Annotated in this window: 16 protein-coding genes; 8 read left to right on the top strand and 8 right to left on the bottom strand. The window is 66.6% G+C overall.

Features of this window, described 5'->3' with window-relative positions; genetic code table 11:
• Window positions 1–73: 73 nt before the first annotated feature.
• Window positions 74–1,279 (bottom strand): phosphatidylserine/phosphatidylglycerophosphate/cardiolipin synthase family protein, encoded by a 1,206-nt coding sequence (locus tag NPJ82_RS00490; protein WP_342657995.1) that lies wholly within the window; start codon window positions 1,277–1,279, stop codon window positions 74–76.
• A 119-nt stretch (window positions 1,280–1,398) separates the two neighbouring features.
• Between NPJ82_RS00490 and rpoZ the strand changes: the two genes are divergently transcribed.
• Window positions 1,399–1,743: a DNA-directed RNA polymerase subunit omega gene (gene rpoZ / locus NPJ82_RS00485; protein WP_112384212.1), complete on the top strand. Its 345-nt coding sequence runs from the start codon at window positions 1,399–1,401 to the stop codon at window positions 1,741–1,743.
• Window positions 1,744–2,249: 506 nt separating this feature from the next.
• Here the strand turns inward: rpoZ and rpmG are convergent.
• Complete coding sequence (gene rpmG, locus NPJ82_RS00480; protein WP_007407030.1) at window positions 2,250–2,417, bottom strand: 50S ribosomal protein L33; 168 nt, start codon at window positions 2,415–2,417, stop codon at window positions 2,250–2,252.
• Between the two features lie 239 nt (window positions 2,418–2,656).
• On the opposite strand from rpmG, the gene NPJ82_RS00475 reads away from it, so the two are divergent.
• The 5 genes from NPJ82_RS00475 to NPJ82_RS00455 all read left to right on the top strand — a co-directional run bounded on the left by NPJ82_RS00475 (window position 2,657) and on the right by NPJ82_RS00455 (window position 6,070).
• Complete coding sequence (locus NPJ82_RS00475; RefSeq protein ID WP_235903867.1) at window positions 2,657–2,953, top strand: hypothetical protein; 297 nt, start codon at window positions 2,657–2,659, stop codon at window positions 2,951–2,953.
• A gap of 10 nt (window positions 2,954–2,963) precedes the next feature.
• Entirely contained in the window at window positions 2,964–3,530 is a 567-nt protein-coding gene (locus NPJ82_RS00470; RefSeq protein ID WP_342657994.1) for a TMEM165/GDT1 family protein, read from the top strand.
• A 104-nt stretch (window positions 3,531–3,634) separates the two neighbouring features.
• Window positions 3,635–4,132 carry a DNA starvation/stationary phase protection protein gene (locus tag NPJ82_RS00465; RefSeq protein WP_112384215.1) on the top strand — a complete coding sequence of 166 codons (498 nt, stop codon included), beginning with the start codon at window positions 3,635–3,637 and terminating at the stop codon, window positions 4,130–4,132.
• Window positions 4,133–4,277: 145 nt separating this feature from the next.
• A complete protein-coding gene (locus NPJ82_RS00460) occupies window positions 4,278–4,463 on the top strand; it encodes a DUF1328 family protein (RefSeq protein ID WP_112384135.1) in 186 nt (61 codons plus the stop codon).
• Between the two features lie 14 nt (window positions 4,464–4,477).
• Window positions 4,478–6,070 carry a cisplatin damage response ATP-dependent DNA ligase gene (locus NPJ82_RS00455; RefSeq protein ID WP_342659042.1) on the top strand — a complete coding sequence of 531 codons (1,593 nt, stop codon included), beginning with the start codon at window positions 4,478–4,480 and terminating at the stop codon, window positions 6,068–6,070.
• A 4-nt stretch (window positions 6,071–6,074) separates the two neighbouring features.
• Here the strand turns inward: NPJ82_RS00455 and NPJ82_RS00450 are convergent, their stop codons facing one another.
• Window positions 6,075–6,611, bottom strand: a complete 537-nt coding sequence (locus NPJ82_RS00450) for a DUF2306 domain-containing protein (protein WP_342657993.1) — start codon at window positions 6,609–6,611, stop codon at window positions 6,075–6,077.
• 150 nt (window positions 6,612–6,761) lie between these two features.
• On the opposite strand from NPJ82_RS00450, the gene NPJ82_RS00445 reads away from it, so the two are divergent.
• The gene (locus tag NPJ82_RS00445) at window positions 6,762–7,526 is read left to right on the top strand and encodes a LytTR family transcriptional regulator DNA-binding domain-containing protein (RefSeq protein ID WP_342657992.1); all 765 of its coding nucleotides are present in this window, start codon (window positions 6,762–6,764) and stop codon (window positions 7,524–7,526) included.
• Between the two features lie 268 nt (window positions 7,527–7,794).
• On the opposite strand, the gene NPJ82_RS00440 is transcribed toward NPJ82_RS00445, so the two are convergent.
• Window positions 7,795–9,870: a catalase gene (locus tag NPJ82_RS00440; protein WP_342657991.1), complete on the bottom strand. Its 2,076-nt coding sequence runs from the start codon at window positions 9,868–9,870 to the stop codon at window positions 7,795–7,797.
• A gap of 188 nt (window positions 9,871–10,058) precedes the next feature.
• Complete coding sequence (gene murA / locus NPJ82_RS00435) at window positions 10,059–11,342, bottom strand: UDP-N-acetylglucosamine 1-carboxyvinyltransferase (protein ID WP_112384140.1); 1,284 nt, start codon at window positions 11,340–11,342, stop codon at window positions 10,059–10,061.
• A 190-nt stretch (window positions 11,343–11,532) separates the two neighbouring features.
• On the opposite strand from murA, the gene NPJ82_RS00430 reads away from it, so the two are divergent.
• Window positions 11,533–12,198, top strand: coding sequence for a Crp/Fnr family transcriptional regulator (locus NPJ82_RS00430; protein ID WP_342657990.1), 666 nt, complete (start codon window positions 11,533–11,535; stop codon window positions 12,196–12,198).
• Between the two features lie 41 nt (window positions 12,199–12,239).
• Here the strand turns inward: NPJ82_RS00430 and clpS are convergent, their stop codons facing one another.
• The 3 genes from clpS to phaC form a co-directional block, all read right to left on the bottom strand.
• Entirely contained in the window at window positions 12,240–12,596 is a 357-nt protein-coding gene (gene clpS, locus NPJ82_RS00425; protein ID WP_112384142.1) for an ATP-dependent Clp protease adapter ClpS, read from the bottom strand.
• Between the two features lie 174 nt (window positions 12,597–12,770).
• Window positions 12,771–13,595, bottom strand: coding sequence for a phasin family protein (locus NPJ82_RS00420; protein WP_342657989.1), 825 nt, complete (start codon window positions 13,593–13,595; stop codon window positions 12,771–12,773).
• An 81-nt stretch (window positions 13,596–13,676) separates the two neighbouring features.
• Window positions 13,677–15,443 (bottom strand): class I poly(R)-hydroxyalkanoic acid synthase, encoded by a 1,767-nt coding sequence (gene phaC, locus NPJ82_RS00415; protein ID WP_342657988.1) that lies wholly within the window; start codon window positions 15,441–15,443, stop codon window positions 13,677–13,679.
• Window positions 15,444–15,520: the final 77 nt, after the last annotated feature.

Genomic DNA, 15,520 nt, shown 5'->3' with positions numbered 1-15,520 from the left:
CGTCTCGATACGCGGCTGCGCCGCTACTCGACGGCTACTCGAGACGAACGGATGGACTTCAGATCGTCCGTCTTCAGCCCGGCTGGCCGTCGATGCCGAAATTCAGGCGGCGGGAAACATTGGGGTCGATGACCGCGAGGAGCAGATAGGCGGTGAACTGGCGGGCGCGTTGCAGCCAGCCGGTGCGTGTCTTGTAGAGATCCGGCGTGATCTCCTCCGACCGGGCGATCTCGCCATCGACATAGCCGCGGACATGCGCGGCAAAGGCCGCGTCCTCGATGCGGATCATCAGTTCCAGGTTGATGAACAGGCTGCGCATGTCGAAATTGGCGGAGCCGATATGGACGGCATCGTCGATGACGTAGAGCTTGGTATGCAGCTTGGTCGGTTGATATTCGTAGATGTGCACGCCCTTGCGCAGCAAACCGGCATAGGTGAAGCGCGCCGCGGCGATGGTGGCGCCGTTGTCCGACTTGGCGGCGGTGACGACGCGGACCTGTGCGGCGCGCCGTCCCGCCTTGTCGAGGCGGCGCAGCATGGTCGGGCTGGGGGTGAAATAGGCGGCGATCAGGTCGATCCGGTGTCCGCGGCGCATGTCGTGCCGCACGGTGCGCGCCCAGGGGGACAGATGGCGGGTGGGGCCGCCGATCAGCCAGCGCAGGGCGCCCTGCCGCTCGCTCCAATGCGCCAGCGCGCGGTTCAGGTGGCGCATCTTGCCGTTCGGCTGGCGGACCCAATCCTGCAGCGCATCGAAATAGCCGGCCAGTCGCGCGGCGGCATCCCCCTCCACCAGCAGCCCGAGGTCGCGCCAGGCCTGTTCGGCAGGCGTGCCGAAATAATCATCCTCGATATTGAAGCCGCCGACGATGATTCGCGCGTTCCCGGCATCCTCCGCATCGGCCAGCGCCAGCTTCTGATGGTTGCGCAGCAGATAGCGGCGCCCCAGCCGCGGTTCGAAGCGGCAGACCCGGATGCCGGCCTGTTCCAGCGGCTGGAAGAAATCCGCGTCCGCGTCGTCGCTGCCGAAGCCGTCGACGATCAGCGATACCGCCACGCCGCGCCGGGCAGCGGCGATCAGCGCGGCGTTGACCCGGCGACCGGCATCGTCATCGGCATAGATATAATAGAGAATGCGCAGCGAGCGGCGGGCGCGGTCGATCAGGTCCAGCACCGCATCCAGCCGGCGGGGGCCGGTATCGAGCAGGGTCAGCCGGTTTCCCTCCACGGTAAAGACCGGCTGGGGGGCAGAGTCGGAGGAGGAACCGGCGTCGTCGGACATAACCAAGGCGTAACGATTCGGTGGCCCCCCGCGTTGCATGGCGCGCAATCTTTGACTTTTGCCGGCAACGGGGCTAAGCGCTGCGCTTTCATCCCATCGTTGTTCAAGAAGGACACGGCATGGCGCGCGTCACCGTCGAGGATTGCGTCGACAAGATTCCCAACCGGTTCGATCTGGTCCTGTTCGCCGCGCAGCGTGCGCGGCAGATTTCGGGCGGAGCGGACCTCACCCTCGATCGCGACCGCGACAAGAACCCGGTGGTTGCGCTGCGCGAGATCGCCGAGGAAACGGTGCGGCCCGCGCATCTGGAAGAATCGGTCATCAACGGCCTGCAGCGCGTGCAGATGGACGATGACGACGAGGTCGATGCGGTCGGCAACCTCCAGGCCTCGGCCGAGGCGCTGCGCCTGACCGCGGCCGCGCCGCCGCGCAACCAGAATCTGGGCGCCGATTACGAGGGCTGATCGAGCCTTTGCATGCGGTTACCGAAAAGGGTCGGGGCAGCGATGCTCCGGCCCTTTTCGTTTGTGGGTGTGATGAAGGGGCGAGGCGAGCTTTACGTGCTTAAAGCATGGTGCGTGAAATCCGACGCATCATCCGTTCGGCCTGAGCGAAGTCGAAGGCCAGGTGGCTCGCATGCCCTTCGACTTCGCTCAGGGTGAACGGCGGTATCATAGCAGGGTAACATCGTCTTGATTCGTTCGTCTCGAGTAACCGTCGAGTAGCGGCGCAGCCGTGTATCGAGACGGTGTATCGAGAGACAGGGGGCATGTCTCGATACGCGCTCTCGATACGCTCCTGCGGAGCTACTCGATCTCTACTCGACACGAACTGGTGGAAATAAAATCGTCCTCGGCCAGGTACTTCCCACGATAACGCCTAACGCCAAAAAGCCGCGCATCCCGGGCGGGATCGCGGCTTGTCGGTGCCGTCAGGCAGCCATGCGGGCGGACGGGCCGCCCGGCGGGGCTTACTTGATCTTGGCTTCCTTGAACTCGACATGCTTGCGCACGACGGGATCATACTTGTTGAAGCTCAGCTTCTCGGTCTTGGTGCGCGGGTTCTTCTTGGTGACGTAGAAGAAGCCGGTGTCGGCCGAGCTGACGAGCTTGATCTTGACGGTGGTCGGCTTTGCCATGACCTGAATCCTGTAAGCTTGAAAATGCGAAAGCGGCAGCACGCGCCGCCGCTCCTATCAGCCGCGGCGCATGGCGCATGCCGGGCAATGAGTCAAGCTTCGAGGGTCCTTTAAACGCGCCGAGGGGCGTTTCGCGGTGCCGGCCCGCTCCGATTAAACGCCCCTTTACGTGCTGCGTGGCATAAACCACAGCATAACAGGACGAGAGAGGATGTGGGATGCCGGGCGAATCGCGGGACATGATCCGTATCGAGCTGGCGGCGCGAATCGCGGCGCTGGATGTGCGCGCGCCCTATGCCGCGGTGTCCGACATGGCGGCCGAAGTGGACGCCATCCGCCGCATTGCCCACCGCCACGGCATGGCGCCGGCGGTCACCGTCGCGCATTTCCTGGACCATGCGCTGGCACGCGGCGAGCGTGGGCCATTGCTGCACGGCTGGCTGGCGATGCTGGACGAGGCGGTGGCGAGCGGGCGCGACGATCTGGATGCCGCGCATGCCTTTGCCGCGGCCTGTTCGGTGCGGTTGGCCGCCTGATGCGTCGCTGATGGACGCACTGATGGCGGCGCTGGTCGCCGCGCTGGTGGTGCAGGCGGGGGACCGACCCGCCTGGCTGGCGGCGATCCTGGCCGACCGATACCGCGCCCCCGCTACGGTGATGCTGGCCGCGCTGGTCGCATTGGCGGCGGCTAGCGGGATCGCGGTGGCGGCGGGACTGGCGATCGCGGGAATGCTGACGCCCGCGGCGCGCGACCTCCTGCTGGCCATGGCACTGGTGTTGCAGGGCGGCGGCGCGCTGTTTGCGCAAAAGCCGCCGGAGCGGCTGGCGCGGTGGCGGCTGGGCGCCTTTGCGACCAGCCTGCTCGGGCTGTTCATCCTGTGCTTTGGCGACGGGTTGCAATTCGTGGTGGGCGCCATCGCGATCCGATCGACGATGCCATGGCTGGCGGTGGTCGGCGCGACGCTGGGCGGGATCGCGGTGCTGGGCGCCGCGGCGGTGATGGGCGAGCGCGACTGGTGCCGCCTGCCGCGCGATCGCATCCGGCAGGGCGGGGCGGTCCTGTGCCTGATGCTGGGCGTGATATTCGGGTTGTCCGGATTGCGATTGATCTAGCGGGTCGATCAAACAGCGCGGGTTTTGCGCGTGAACGGGTCGGAGCCATTCGGCCATCGGATCGTTCACGCAACAAATTCCAACCATCATCCGGGAGCTTTCCGATGGCCGATACCAACCCGGCGCTCGAAACGCCGAGCAGCCTGAACCGCAACGACACCGCCAGCGTCGCCGATGCGCTGAACGGCGCACTGGCGGATTGCTATGCGCTGTATCTGAAGACGAAGAATTTCCATTGGCACGTATCGGGCCCGCATTTTCGGGATTACCACCTGTTGCTGGACGATCAGGCTGCGCAGATCCTGGGCGTGACCGACGCGATCGCGGAGCGGGTGCGCAAGACCGGCAATGTCACGCTGCGTTCGATCGGCGACATCGCGCGCCGCCAGACCATCGCCGACAACGACCGCGAGTTCGTGGGGGCCGGCGACATGCTGGCCGAGCTACGCGACGACAATCTGAAGCTGGTCGACCGGTTCCGCGCGGTCAAGGACGCCGCCGAGGACGCCAAGGACAATGCGACCAGTGGCATCGTCGACGAATGGACCGATCAGGCCGAGGAACGTGCCTGGTTCCTGTTCGAGGCCAGCCGCAAGGGCTGATACTCTTTTTGAAAACTCGCAAGAGGGCGAGGTTTCAGGCCACCGCAAAACGCGCGTCGGCGCGTTCTCCATAGCCCGATCTCTGATCGGGAACGCAACGACCTCCTGACCGGTTGTGGGAGCATAACCGTCAGGAGGAACCACCATGCTGAAACTTGCCGTCACTTTTCTGATCCTCGGATTGATCCTGGGTGCGCTCGGCTTCGGCGGGATCGGTGGTGCGTTCGTCGGCATCGCCAAGGTGCTGTTCTTTATCGCGCTGGCCCTGTTCCTGATCTTCCTCGTGCTGGGGCTGGTCGCGGGTAAATCGGTAAAGAACGCGATCGACTGACGAACGGCCCGGTGATGCAGGCCTTTGCCGCGCTTCTCGATTCGCTGATCTATACGCGGTCGCGCAATGCCAAGCTGAGGCTGATCGCCGATTACCTGCGCGCCACGCCCGACCCCGATCGGGGTTGGGCGATGGCGGCACTGACCGGCGACCTGGACCTGCCGGCGGTGAAGCCCGCACTGATCCGGGCGCTGATCGAGGCGCGGATCGACCCCGTGCTGTTCCGCATGAGCCGCGACTATGTCGGCGATACCGCGGAGACGGTGTCGCTGCTGTGGCCAGAGCCCGACCGGCCGGTGGAGAATGCCCCGCTGTCGGTGGCGGATGTGGTCGACCGGTTGATGCATCTGTCACGATCGGATGCACCGGCGGCGCTGGCCGGAATGCTCGACCGGCTGAATGCCGAGGAACGCTTCGCCCTGCTCAAGATGGCGACGGGGTCGCTCAGGATCGGCGTGTCGGCGCGGCTGGCCAAGACGGCGCTGGCCGATGCGTTCGGACTGGATGTCGATGCGGTGGAGGAGGTGTGGCACGGACTGGTGCCGCCTTATCCGGCGTTGTTCGCCTGGGCCGAGGGTACCGGCGCGCAACCGACGCCCGCGGACGTGCCGGTGTTCCGGCCGTTCATGCTGGCGCATCCGCTGGAGGATCTGCGCGTCGACCTGAAGGACTATGCCGCGGAGTGGAAGTGGGACGGCATCCGCGTGCAGATCGTCCATGTCGCGGGTGCCACCCGGCTCTACAGCCGGACCGGCGACGATGTGACGGGCAGCTTTCCCGATGTCGCCGCTGCCTTTACCGGGATCGGCGCGGTCGACGGCGAATTGCTGGTCAAGGGCGAGCATCAGGGCGGGACGCTGGAGGATGGCGGGGGCGCGGCCAGCTTCAACGCGCTGCAACAGCGGCTGGGCCGCAAGACGGTGTCGGGCAAGATGCTGGAGGAATATCCGGCCTTTGTCCGCCTGTACGACATCCTGTTCGATGGGAACGAGGATCTGCGCCCCCTGCCATGGACCGAGCGGCGCCGGAGGCTGGAAGCGGTCGCGGCACCGCTCGACCCCGACCGGTTCGATCTGAGCCAGGTGATCGAGGCGGCGGACTTCACCGCGCTGGAGGCGATCCGCGCCACCGCGCGCGATGCCGCGATCGAGGGCATGATGCTGAAACGGCGCGATTCGCCCTATGTGACGGGGCGGCGCACCGGGCTGTGGTATAAATGGAAGCGCGATCCGCTGACCGCGGACTGCGTGATGATGTACGCGCAGCGCGGCAGCGGGCGGCGGTCGAGCTATTATAGCGACTATACCTTCGGCTGCTGGACCGAGGAGGGCGAGCTGCTGCCGGTCGGCAAGGCCTATTCGGGGATCACCGACGAGGAGTTGCGCGAACTGGACCGTTTCGTGCGCGGCCATACCGTGCACCGCTTCGGCCCGGTGCGCGAGGTGGAGAAGACGCTGGTGCTGGAGATCGCGTTCGATTCGATCCACGAATCAAAGCGGCACAAATCGGGGATCGCGATGCGCTTTCCCCGGATCGCGCGCATCCGCCTGGACAAGCCCGCCGCGGAAGCGGACCGGATCGAGGCGCTGCGGCGGATGGTGACCTGATCGGTCAGCCGAACAGCCACAGGCCCATGATGCGCGCGGGGGCAAAGGCGAAGGCACCCGCGCCGATCAGCCCGCCGAGATAAAGGGCGATCATGGTGGTGCGGTGCGTGCCGATCCGGCCCGATCGCGCGGAGGCGACGGCACGCCACAGGCCGATGACGGTCAGGGGCACGAACAGGTGGATCGCGCTGAACTGGCCGTGGTTGAGGTGGCGGATGCCGAGTGCGGACAGGGCCGCGACGAGCATCAGCAAGACCCAGACCTTGCCGAGCAGGCGGTGGCGGGGGCCGCCTTTGCGGGCGAGTAGCAGGTAGAGGCCGAGGGGCAGGGCGGGCAGCACCGTGGCGAGGTGGAGCGCCACCGCCACTTCGCGCACCGCCGGGGCGGCGGGCGCGAGGCCGAGGGCGGCACGGCCGAGCGCCACGGCCGCCATCGCGCTGAGCCCGCCACCGGCGACCAGCACCATGGCGCGCATCGCGGGCGACAGGTCGCGCCGCGTGCGACGGGGCGGGAAGGCGATCGGGAGGGGCAGGCTGGTCATCGGCGCGATCCTTGATGGCGGTGTCGGGGCCATCCTGTCTGCCGACGGTTCGCTCGCCAGCGCGGGTGCGTGGACCGGCCGCCTGCTGCGTGAGCCGTGCAGCTTTGCCATTTCGCGAAGCGTGAACGGGCGGTAGGACTTGCCTCCGTCATGCCGCAGGCCCGCCGTTTCCTCATCGATCTGTCGATCATGCTCGCGATCGGGTTGCTGCTCGCGCTGATGGGGCCGTTCGGGACGTTTGCCGGGAGCGTGGCGTTTCGGCTGGTCTACTGGGTGACGCTGATGGTGGCGGGCTATGCACTCTATCATCCGGCGATGATGGCGGCGAGCCGGGTGGCGGCGCGGCTGGCGCTGCCGGAGGCGGCGATGTGGGCGGCGGCGGGTGTGGTGGCGAGCGTGCCGATGACCGCGCTGGTGTGGGTGGTGGGCCAGATCGGCTATACCACGCGCTGGCCGACGCCGGAGCAGGCCTTGGCGCTGTACGTCAATGTGGGGCTGGTGGGTGCGATCGGGACGGTGATGTTGTGGGTCGCGCGGCGGCGGCGGGGGGCGGCGTCGGTCCTGGCAGAGCCGGAACCGGAGCCGGTGGTGGCGGAGCCGGTCGGGCCGGCATTGTTCGAACGGTTGCCGCCGGGGTTCGGGCCGGCGCTGCACGCGCTGGAGATGGAGGACCATTATGTCCGCGCGCACGGCGCCTATGGCTCGGCGCTGATCCTGATGCGGATGCGCGACGCGGTGGCGGAAACCGCGCCGCTGGCGGGCGCACAGGTGCATCGCAGCTGGTGGGTCGCGCGGGATGCGGTGGAGCGGGTACGGCGCGAGGGGCGCAACTACCGGCTGGTGCTGCCCGGCGGGGTCGAGGCACCGGTGGCGCGGGGGGCGGTTCCGACGCTGGTGGCGGAGGGGTGGATCTAGAGTCAAACGCGATCAAGATTGTACAGGCCGAGCCTCTCCCCTGAAGCGGAGGGGGAGCACAAAACTTATCGCTTTCGCCTCTAGCCTTACCCGGGTTGCGTTGCGCGTCGTCAGCTACCTTGCGTAGCTTGGCGGCCCCTCACCCTTCCCACTGCCTTGCGGCAGCGGGCCCCTTCCAGCATCAGGTCGCCCATGCCCCCGGCATGGGCTGAACAGCGCGGGGCGCTGTTCACCTGATGCTCCCCGGAGGGGAGAGGGAGGTTGGATATCACGCCAGCGTGCGGACCTTGGGTTCGCGGTCCCAGTAGCGCTTCTTGGCGGCGTCGACGAAGCCGTCGAGATCCACCACGCCCTCGTCCGGTTCGACGCCGGCCTTGTCGAGCAGAGGTTGCGCGGCGGCGTTGTGGCCGATCGCCTTCAGATGGCCGAAGGCGTCCATGACGAATTGTACCGCGGCGCCTTCCTTGACCAGTTTCGCACAGGCCTCTTCGCTCAGGATCACCGCGATCGCATCGACGGTGACCGAAGGCTGGCCGAAGAGTTGCGCGTCGGCCTTGACCTTTGCGCCATCGGACAGCGGCACGGCGCCGACCTTGGGCGCGATCAGCATCGGGGTGCCGCCGGCATCCTCGACACCCGCCTTTACCGTCTTCAACGCGGCCGCGTCGGTGCCGTCGGCGATGAGGATGCCGACGGTGCGGCCCTTGAGCGTATGCTTTTCCAGCGGGCCACGGATGATGCGCAGCGCCGGCGATACGTCCATGTCGATCACCGGAGCCGCCGTCGGCGACGCCTCGGGCAGGTCCATGGCGAGGCCGTCGGCGACGCGGGTCGCCAGCGTTTCATCCACGTTGCGCAGGTTCGCCATCATCTGAATGCGGACATGTTCGAGCGAGACCTTGGACAGTTCGAACACGATCGCAGACGCCAGATGCGCCTGTTCGGCGGGGTCGAGCGAGCGGAAGAACAGCCGCGCCTGGCTGTAATGATCCGCAAAGCTTTCGGGACGGATGCGCAGCTTGGCGCCCTCTTCTTCCGACGGATAGGTCTTGAAGCCCGCCGGGTCCTCGCGCGGGCCGCCGGGTTCGCCCGCCAGATGCAGGCTGTTGGGCTCGTAATTGGCGCGGCCCTTGAACACCTGCATCTGCATATGGCCGTCGCGCTGCAGATTGGCGAAGGGGTGATCGCCGGGGACGTTCTTGGGCTGGTTGACCGGGATCTGGGTGAAGTTGACCCCGCCGAGACGCGACAATTGCGTGTCCAGATAGGAGAAGAGCCGACCCTGGAGGAGGGGATCGTTGGTGAAGTCGATGCCCGGCACGACGTTGCTGGGGCAGAAGGCAACCTGCTCGGTTTCGGCAAAGAAATTGTCAGGATAGCGGTCGAGCACCATGCGGCCGACGATCTTCACCGGCAGCACTTCCTCCGGGATGATCTTGGTCGAATCGAGCACGTCATAGGGCTGCGCGTTGGCGAATTCCTCGTCGAACAACTGCACGCCCAGTTCCCATTCGGGGAAGTCGCCGCGGCCGATCCGCTCGAACAGGTCGCGACGCTGGAAATCGGGATCGGCGCCGGCGATCTTCACCGTCTCGTCCCAGATGGTCGATTGCAGCCCGGCCTTGGGCTTCCAGTGGAACTTCACAAAGGTCGACTGGCCCGCCTTGTTGACGAAGCGGAAGGTGTGGATGCCGAACCCCTCCATCGTCGCGAAGCTTTTCGGCAGGGTACGGTCCGACATCGCCCACATGATCATGTGGGTCGATTCGGGCATCAGCGAGATGAAGTCCCAGAAGGTGTCGTGCGCGGTCGCCGCCTGCGGATAGCCGCGATCGGCCTCCATCTTGGCGGCGTGGATCAGGTCGGGGAATTTGATCGCGTCCTGGATGAAGAAGACGGGGATGTTGTTGCCGACCAGATCCCAATTACCCTGCTTGGTGTAGAATTTCACCGCAAAGCCACGCACGTCGCGCGGGGTGTCCACCGATCCGGCGCCGCCCGCCACCGTAGAGAAGCGGGTAAAGACGGGCACGCGCTCGCCGGGGCGCTGGAAGATGTCGGCGGTGGTGATGTTGGACAGCGATTCTGTCAGTTCGAAATAGCCGTGCGCGCCGGTGCCGCGGGCGTGGACGATACGCTCCGGAATACGCTCGTGATCGAAATGGTTGATCTTCTCGCGATAGACATGGTCTTCGAGCAGCACGGGGCCGCGCGGGCCGGCCTTGAGCTGGTTCTGGTTGTCGGCGATCGCGACGCCCTGGTTGGTGGTGAGGACCGGATGATCGGCGTCGCTGCGCTGATGCGTCTCGCCGCCGTTGCCGGCGTTCAGGGCGTCATGATCCATGATATTGCTCCAGGTAAGGCTTTGCCTCGCTCAACGAGCGGGATGCCGAATGGAGCCTGTTGCGAATCGATTGCGGTTTGGGGGCGGGGTGACGATTGACGTTGCGCTGTTTGGCGGCCCCTCACCCTCCCATCGCTGGCGCGATGGGCCCCTCCCTCTCCCCGTATGGGGAGAGGGCTGGTCCGTGATCAGCCGTCGCTGACGCGTTCGATGTCGGCGCCGACGGCGGAGAGCTTCTCCTCCAGCCGCTCATAGCCGCGGTCGAGGTGATAGACGCGCGCGACCGAGGTTTCGCCCTCGGCGGCCAGGCCGGCGATGATGAGGCTCATCGAGGCGCGCAGGTCGGTCGCCATGACGGGGGCGCCGACCAGCGGCTCGCCGCCCTTCACCATGGCGGTGCGGCCATGCACCTGCACGCTGGCCCCCATGCGCGCCAGTTCGGGGACGTGCATGTAGCGGTTCTCGAAGATCGTCTCGGTCAGGACGCTGGTGCCCTCCGCCTTCAGGAGCATCGCCATGAACTGCGCCTGCATGTCGGTGGCAAAGCCCGGAAAGGGTGCGGTGGAGAGCGTCAGCGGCCTGAGCGGGCCATCCGCCGCGATGCGGATCGCGCCGGGCTTCTCCTCCACGGTCACGCCGGCTTCGCGCAGGGCGGCGAGCGTCGCCTCCATGTCGGGGGCGTGGGCGCCGACCAGTTCGATGTCGCCGCCGGTGATCGCCGCGGCACAGGCATAGGAGCCCGCCTCGATCCGGTCGGGCATCACCGCATAGGTGGCGCCGTGCAGGCGATCGACGCCCTCGATCGTCAGCGTTTCGGTGCCGATGCCGTCGATCCGGGCGCCCATCGCGACGAGCAGGTTGCACAGGTCGACGATCTCGGGCTCGCGCGCGGCGTTGCCGATCACGCTGGTGCCCTTGGCGGTGGCGGCGGCCATCAGCACATTCTCGGTCGCGCCGACCGAGACGACGGGGAAGGTGTAGCGCCCACCCGACAGCCGGCCGCCGGGCGCGGACGCCTCGACATAGCCGGCGGTCAGCTCGATCTGGGCGCCGATCGCCTCCAGCGCCTTCAGGTGGAGATCGATCGGGCGGTTGCCGATCGCGCAGCCACCGGGCAGCGACACGCGCGCGACACCGGCCCGCGCCAGGATGGGGCCGAGGACGAGGATGGAGGCGCGCATCTTGCGCACGATGTCATAGGGCGCCTCGGTCGAGGTCAGGCGGCCGGCGCGGATCGTCATCACCCGGCCGAATTCGTCGGGGCGCGTTCCCTCGATCGCGGTCGAGGCACCCAACTGGTTCAGAAGGTGGCCGAAGCCATCGACATCGGCGAGGCGCGGCAGGTTGCGCAGGGTGAGCGGTTCGTCCGTCAGCAGCGCACAGGGGAGGAGGGTGAGTGCGGCGTTCTTGGCACCGGAAATCGGGAGGCGCCCGGCGAGTCGCTGTCCGCCGCGAATGAGAATGCGATCCATCCCCCGTCCCTAGCGCAAGCAATGACGAAGCGCCAAGGCTCCTGTCCTGCCTTGATCGATGTCAATGCAGGCAAATCCCTTCCTTGGCTAAGGCTCGGAGCCGATTGGGGGAATAGGAATAGTGCCACGCAGCGGCCTCGCCGATCGCTTCCACCGAATGGTCGAATTGACCCCGGGCGAACGCAACACCTTGATTCAGATCGAAGAGCGGACGCGCACCGTGTCGCGGGGCGCGGTGTTGCTGCGCGAGCATGACCGGATGGACGAACTGTTCGTCGTGCGGGAGGGCATGATGATGGCTTATGTCCTCCTGGACGACGGCAGCCGGCAGATCGTGCGCTTCCTGTTTCCGGGCGACATCTTTGCGCTGTCGGCGCTGGTGTATCGCGGGTCGCCGGATACGGTGGTGGCCCTGTCGACGGCGGTGTTGTCGGTGATCGACCGGTCGACGATCGCGCGGCTGTCGGAGGAGCATCCGCGCCTGTTATGCCTGCTCCTGGTGTTGAACCAGATCGAGCGGGTGGCGGCGACGGACCGGATGGCCGGGCTGGGGCGGACCTCGGCGCGCGCGCGGGTCGCGACGCTGCTGCTCGACCTGCGTAACCGGATGCGGCGTGCCGACATGGATATCGATGCGATCTTCCCCTTGCGCCTGACGCAGGAGGAGATCGGCGATGCCACCGGGCTGACCGCGGTGCACGTCAACCGGATGCTGCGGCAGTTGGAGGAAGACGGCATGATCGCGCGCGAATCGGGGCGCGTGGTGATCCGCGACGAGGCGGCGTTGGCGCGCGAGACCAATTATGTCGATCGCTACAACAAGCTCGACCTGGGATGGCTGCCGCCGGGGCGGTGAGCGGCCGATCCTGACCCCGCCGGGAGGGCGGGGGTATCAAGTCAGGCCTTTTCCAGCGTGCATTGCAGCGGGTGCTGGTTGGCGCGGGCGAAGTCGATCACCTGGCCGACCTTGGTTTCGGCCACCTCGTAGGAAAAGACGCCGCACACGCCCACGCCGCGCTGATGGACGTGGAGCATGACGCGGGTCGCTTCCTCCATGTTCATGCGGAAGAAGCGCTGGAGACACAGCACGACGAATTCCATCGGCGTATAGTCGTCGTTGAGCATCAGGACGCGGTAGGGCGTCGGCTGTTTGGTGCGGGTGCGCGTGCGCGTGGCGACACCGAGCCCCGAGCCGCCCCCGGAGCCACCATTGCCGTCGTCGTCGGTGCCGTCGCCATCTCGGCGATCAGCCATGGTTGTTGTAAGCCGCTGCATGACAGGATTGAAAATATGGCATGCGCGGGGGCAGGCACAAGGGGCTGAACCGGCGCGGAAGACGATTCCCGGCCCGTCGGCCGCAAAGAAAAGGGCGACCGTCCGATTGGACGACCGCCCCTTTGCCCGGGAGCCGGCCCCGGGCGATCCGCGTCAGGCGCTGATCTTCATCTTCTCGGCGGCGACCGCGAAGCGGTTGCTGAGCGGCTGGGCGATCTCGCCGGCCAGCTTCAGCATCGTCTCGGTCGACTTCGATGTCTCGGCGACCAGCGTGTCGAAGCTGGTGCGGGCATAGTCCGAATGGAGCTTCATGAACTCGGTCGGCGACTTGGCGCTGGCGAGCGTCTTCCACGCCAAGGTCGTGCTCTCGAAGCTGCGCTTGGCATAGTCGGCCGCGCCCTGACCGAGATGTTCGAACCCGCGCGCGGCGATGCGCGACGATTCGACCAGCGCTTCCAGATTGTCCTTGTTGAAGGCGGCGGCATCCTCGAGCATCCGGGCGCTCTTGTCCATGGCCGCCTGGGTGCGGGTGGAGGCCTCGCCGAACATGGCCTGGGTCTTGTTCGTGGCGTTTTCGATCGTCGCTTCCATCACAACTTCCTTGGCTTCGATGTCCGCCGGAACCGCGGCGGTCGGGGGAGTCGGTTGGTCCGGCTCGCTGGTAATCGGATCGGACGGGGTGTCGGTTTCCGTGGTTGCGGAAACGACAGGGATCGGGGGCGTCGGGGCGGGAGCCGCCGCGGCAGGCGCGGGCGTCTCGACCGGTTCAACGGGGAGTGGCATGGCGACCGCCGCCGGGGCGACCGTGTCCGCGACCAGGGCCTTTACCGCCGCTGCGGGGGAGGGCGCCGCCGCGTCCTGAATCGCGGGCAGGCCGGGCAACGGCGTCGCGGCCCTGGATTTCACGTCACGCCGCGGCTTGCGGCTCGTGCCGGACTGCTTGGCAGCCGCGGGCGTATTCGTCTTGTCGATAGACATAACACTCCCCTAATTTCGCTGCGATGCACAATAAGCAGGGATTTGACCTGAATCAAGGCTTATTGTGCACTGCAACATAGATTAGCGGGTGCGCACGTAGCTGCCGGGGGCAGCCTCCAGCGCGGGCAGTTTGCCGTTGCCGGGGATCCTGGCACCTTTCGCCGGCGTCGTCGCGTCATCCTGATGGCGTAGCCATGTCGCCCAATCCGGCCACCAGCTCCCCTTGGTCTCGGTCGCGGATGCGACAAAGGCGTCGAGCGACTCGGCGGGCGTGTCGTTGGTCCAATACTGGTATTTGCCCGCCGCCGGCGGATTGACCACGCCGGCGATGTGCCCGGAGCCGGCAAGGACGAAGCGAAGCGGCCCCTGGAAAAGCTCGGTCAGCTTCCACACGCTCTCCGGCGGGGCGATATGATCCTCGCGACCCGCCTGCACATAGGCGGGGGTGGCGACGCGGCGCAGATCGAGGGGGACGCCGGCGATCGACAGCGCGCCGGGCTGCACCAGCAGATTGTCGCGGTACAGATCGGTCAGGTAGCTGAGGTGCCATTTGGCGGGCAGGTTGGTGACGTCGCCGTTCCAGTGGAGCAGGTCGAACGGCACATAATCCTGGCCCAGCAGATAGTTGTTGGTGACGTAGTTCCAGATCAGGTCGCGCCCGCGCAACAGGTTGAAGGTCGCAGCCAGATAGCGCCCGTCGAGGAACCCCTCTGGCGACAGCGTGCCGATCAGCGCCAGTTGCTCGTCATCGACGAAGTGCAGGAGGTCGCCCGCCTTCGAGAAATCGACCTGGGCGGTGAAGAAGGTGGCGCTGGCGACCTTGTCCGCCTCGCCCCGCGCGGCGAGCCATGCCAGCGTCGCGGCCAGCGTAGTGCCCGCGACGCAATAGCCGACGCTGTGTACCGCGGGCACGTCCAGCAGATCGCGAATCGTGTCGATCGCCTCCACCTGCGCGGCGACGTAATCGTCCCATGCGATATCCGCCATGGTGGCATCGGCGGACTTCCACGACACCATGAACACGGTGAAGCCCTGGTCGAGCGCCCAGCGGATCAGGCTTTTCTCCGGCGACAGGTCGAGAATGTAGAAGCGGTTGATCCAGGGCGGGAAGATCACGATCGGCGTGGTCGCGACCGTTTCGGTCGTCGGCTGATACTGGATGAGTTCGTAGAGCGGGGTGCGCAACACCACCTGACCCGGCGTGGCGGCGATGTCGCGGCCGATCTGGAACGCGTCGGCCTGGGTGTGGGTCAATTGCCCGCGGCCGATATCGGCGAGCATGTTCTGCAAGCCTTTCAGCAGATTCTCGCCCTTGGTCTCGATCGTCTTCTCGATCACCTCCGGATTGGTGGCGGGAAAATTGGTCGGGCTCATTGCGTCGACAAAGGCGCGGGTGGCGAAGCGGAGCTGTTCCTTCTGGCGCGGCTCGACCCCCTCCAGCGCGTCGACACCGCGCAACATGTGATCGCCGACCAGCGCATAGCTTTGCCGGATCAGGTCAAACATCGGCGACTGCCATCCCGGCGCCTTGAACCGCTTGTCGGGCTTGGCCGCAGGGGCGGGCGCCGCGGCGGAAGGATCAAGGAATCGGCGCCACAAGTCCATGCTTTCCGACCAGAAATCGCGCGCCCGCTCGATGGTGGCGGGATCGTTGAAGCCGGGGACGACCGGCATCGCCGGCACACCCTCCGCCGGCTGTTTCATCGCCGCGATCCCCTGCTCCATCATCATCTGCTGCGCACGCCCCATCACCCAGGTCCAGTGCTGCAACTCCTCCAGCGTCGGGATGGCGGGCGTGGCGCCTCCACCGGCGGGCCGGGGGTCGTGCGCGTCGTTGGTCTGGGCCATGGCATCCTCTGGTTGCTGGCGTGCGTGATACCGCAATGATGTTGCGCCGTCATGTCCGGTCGCGTCGGGAGAGGAAA

This window comes from Sphingomonas sp. NY01, assembly GCF_038809135.1.
GTDB classification, from domain to species: Bacteria; Pseudomonadota; Alphaproteobacteria; order Sphingomonadales; family Sphingomonadaceae; genus Sphingomonas; species Sphingomonas carotinifaciens.
This window is presented reverse-complemented; position numbering and strand designations above follow the sequence as displayed.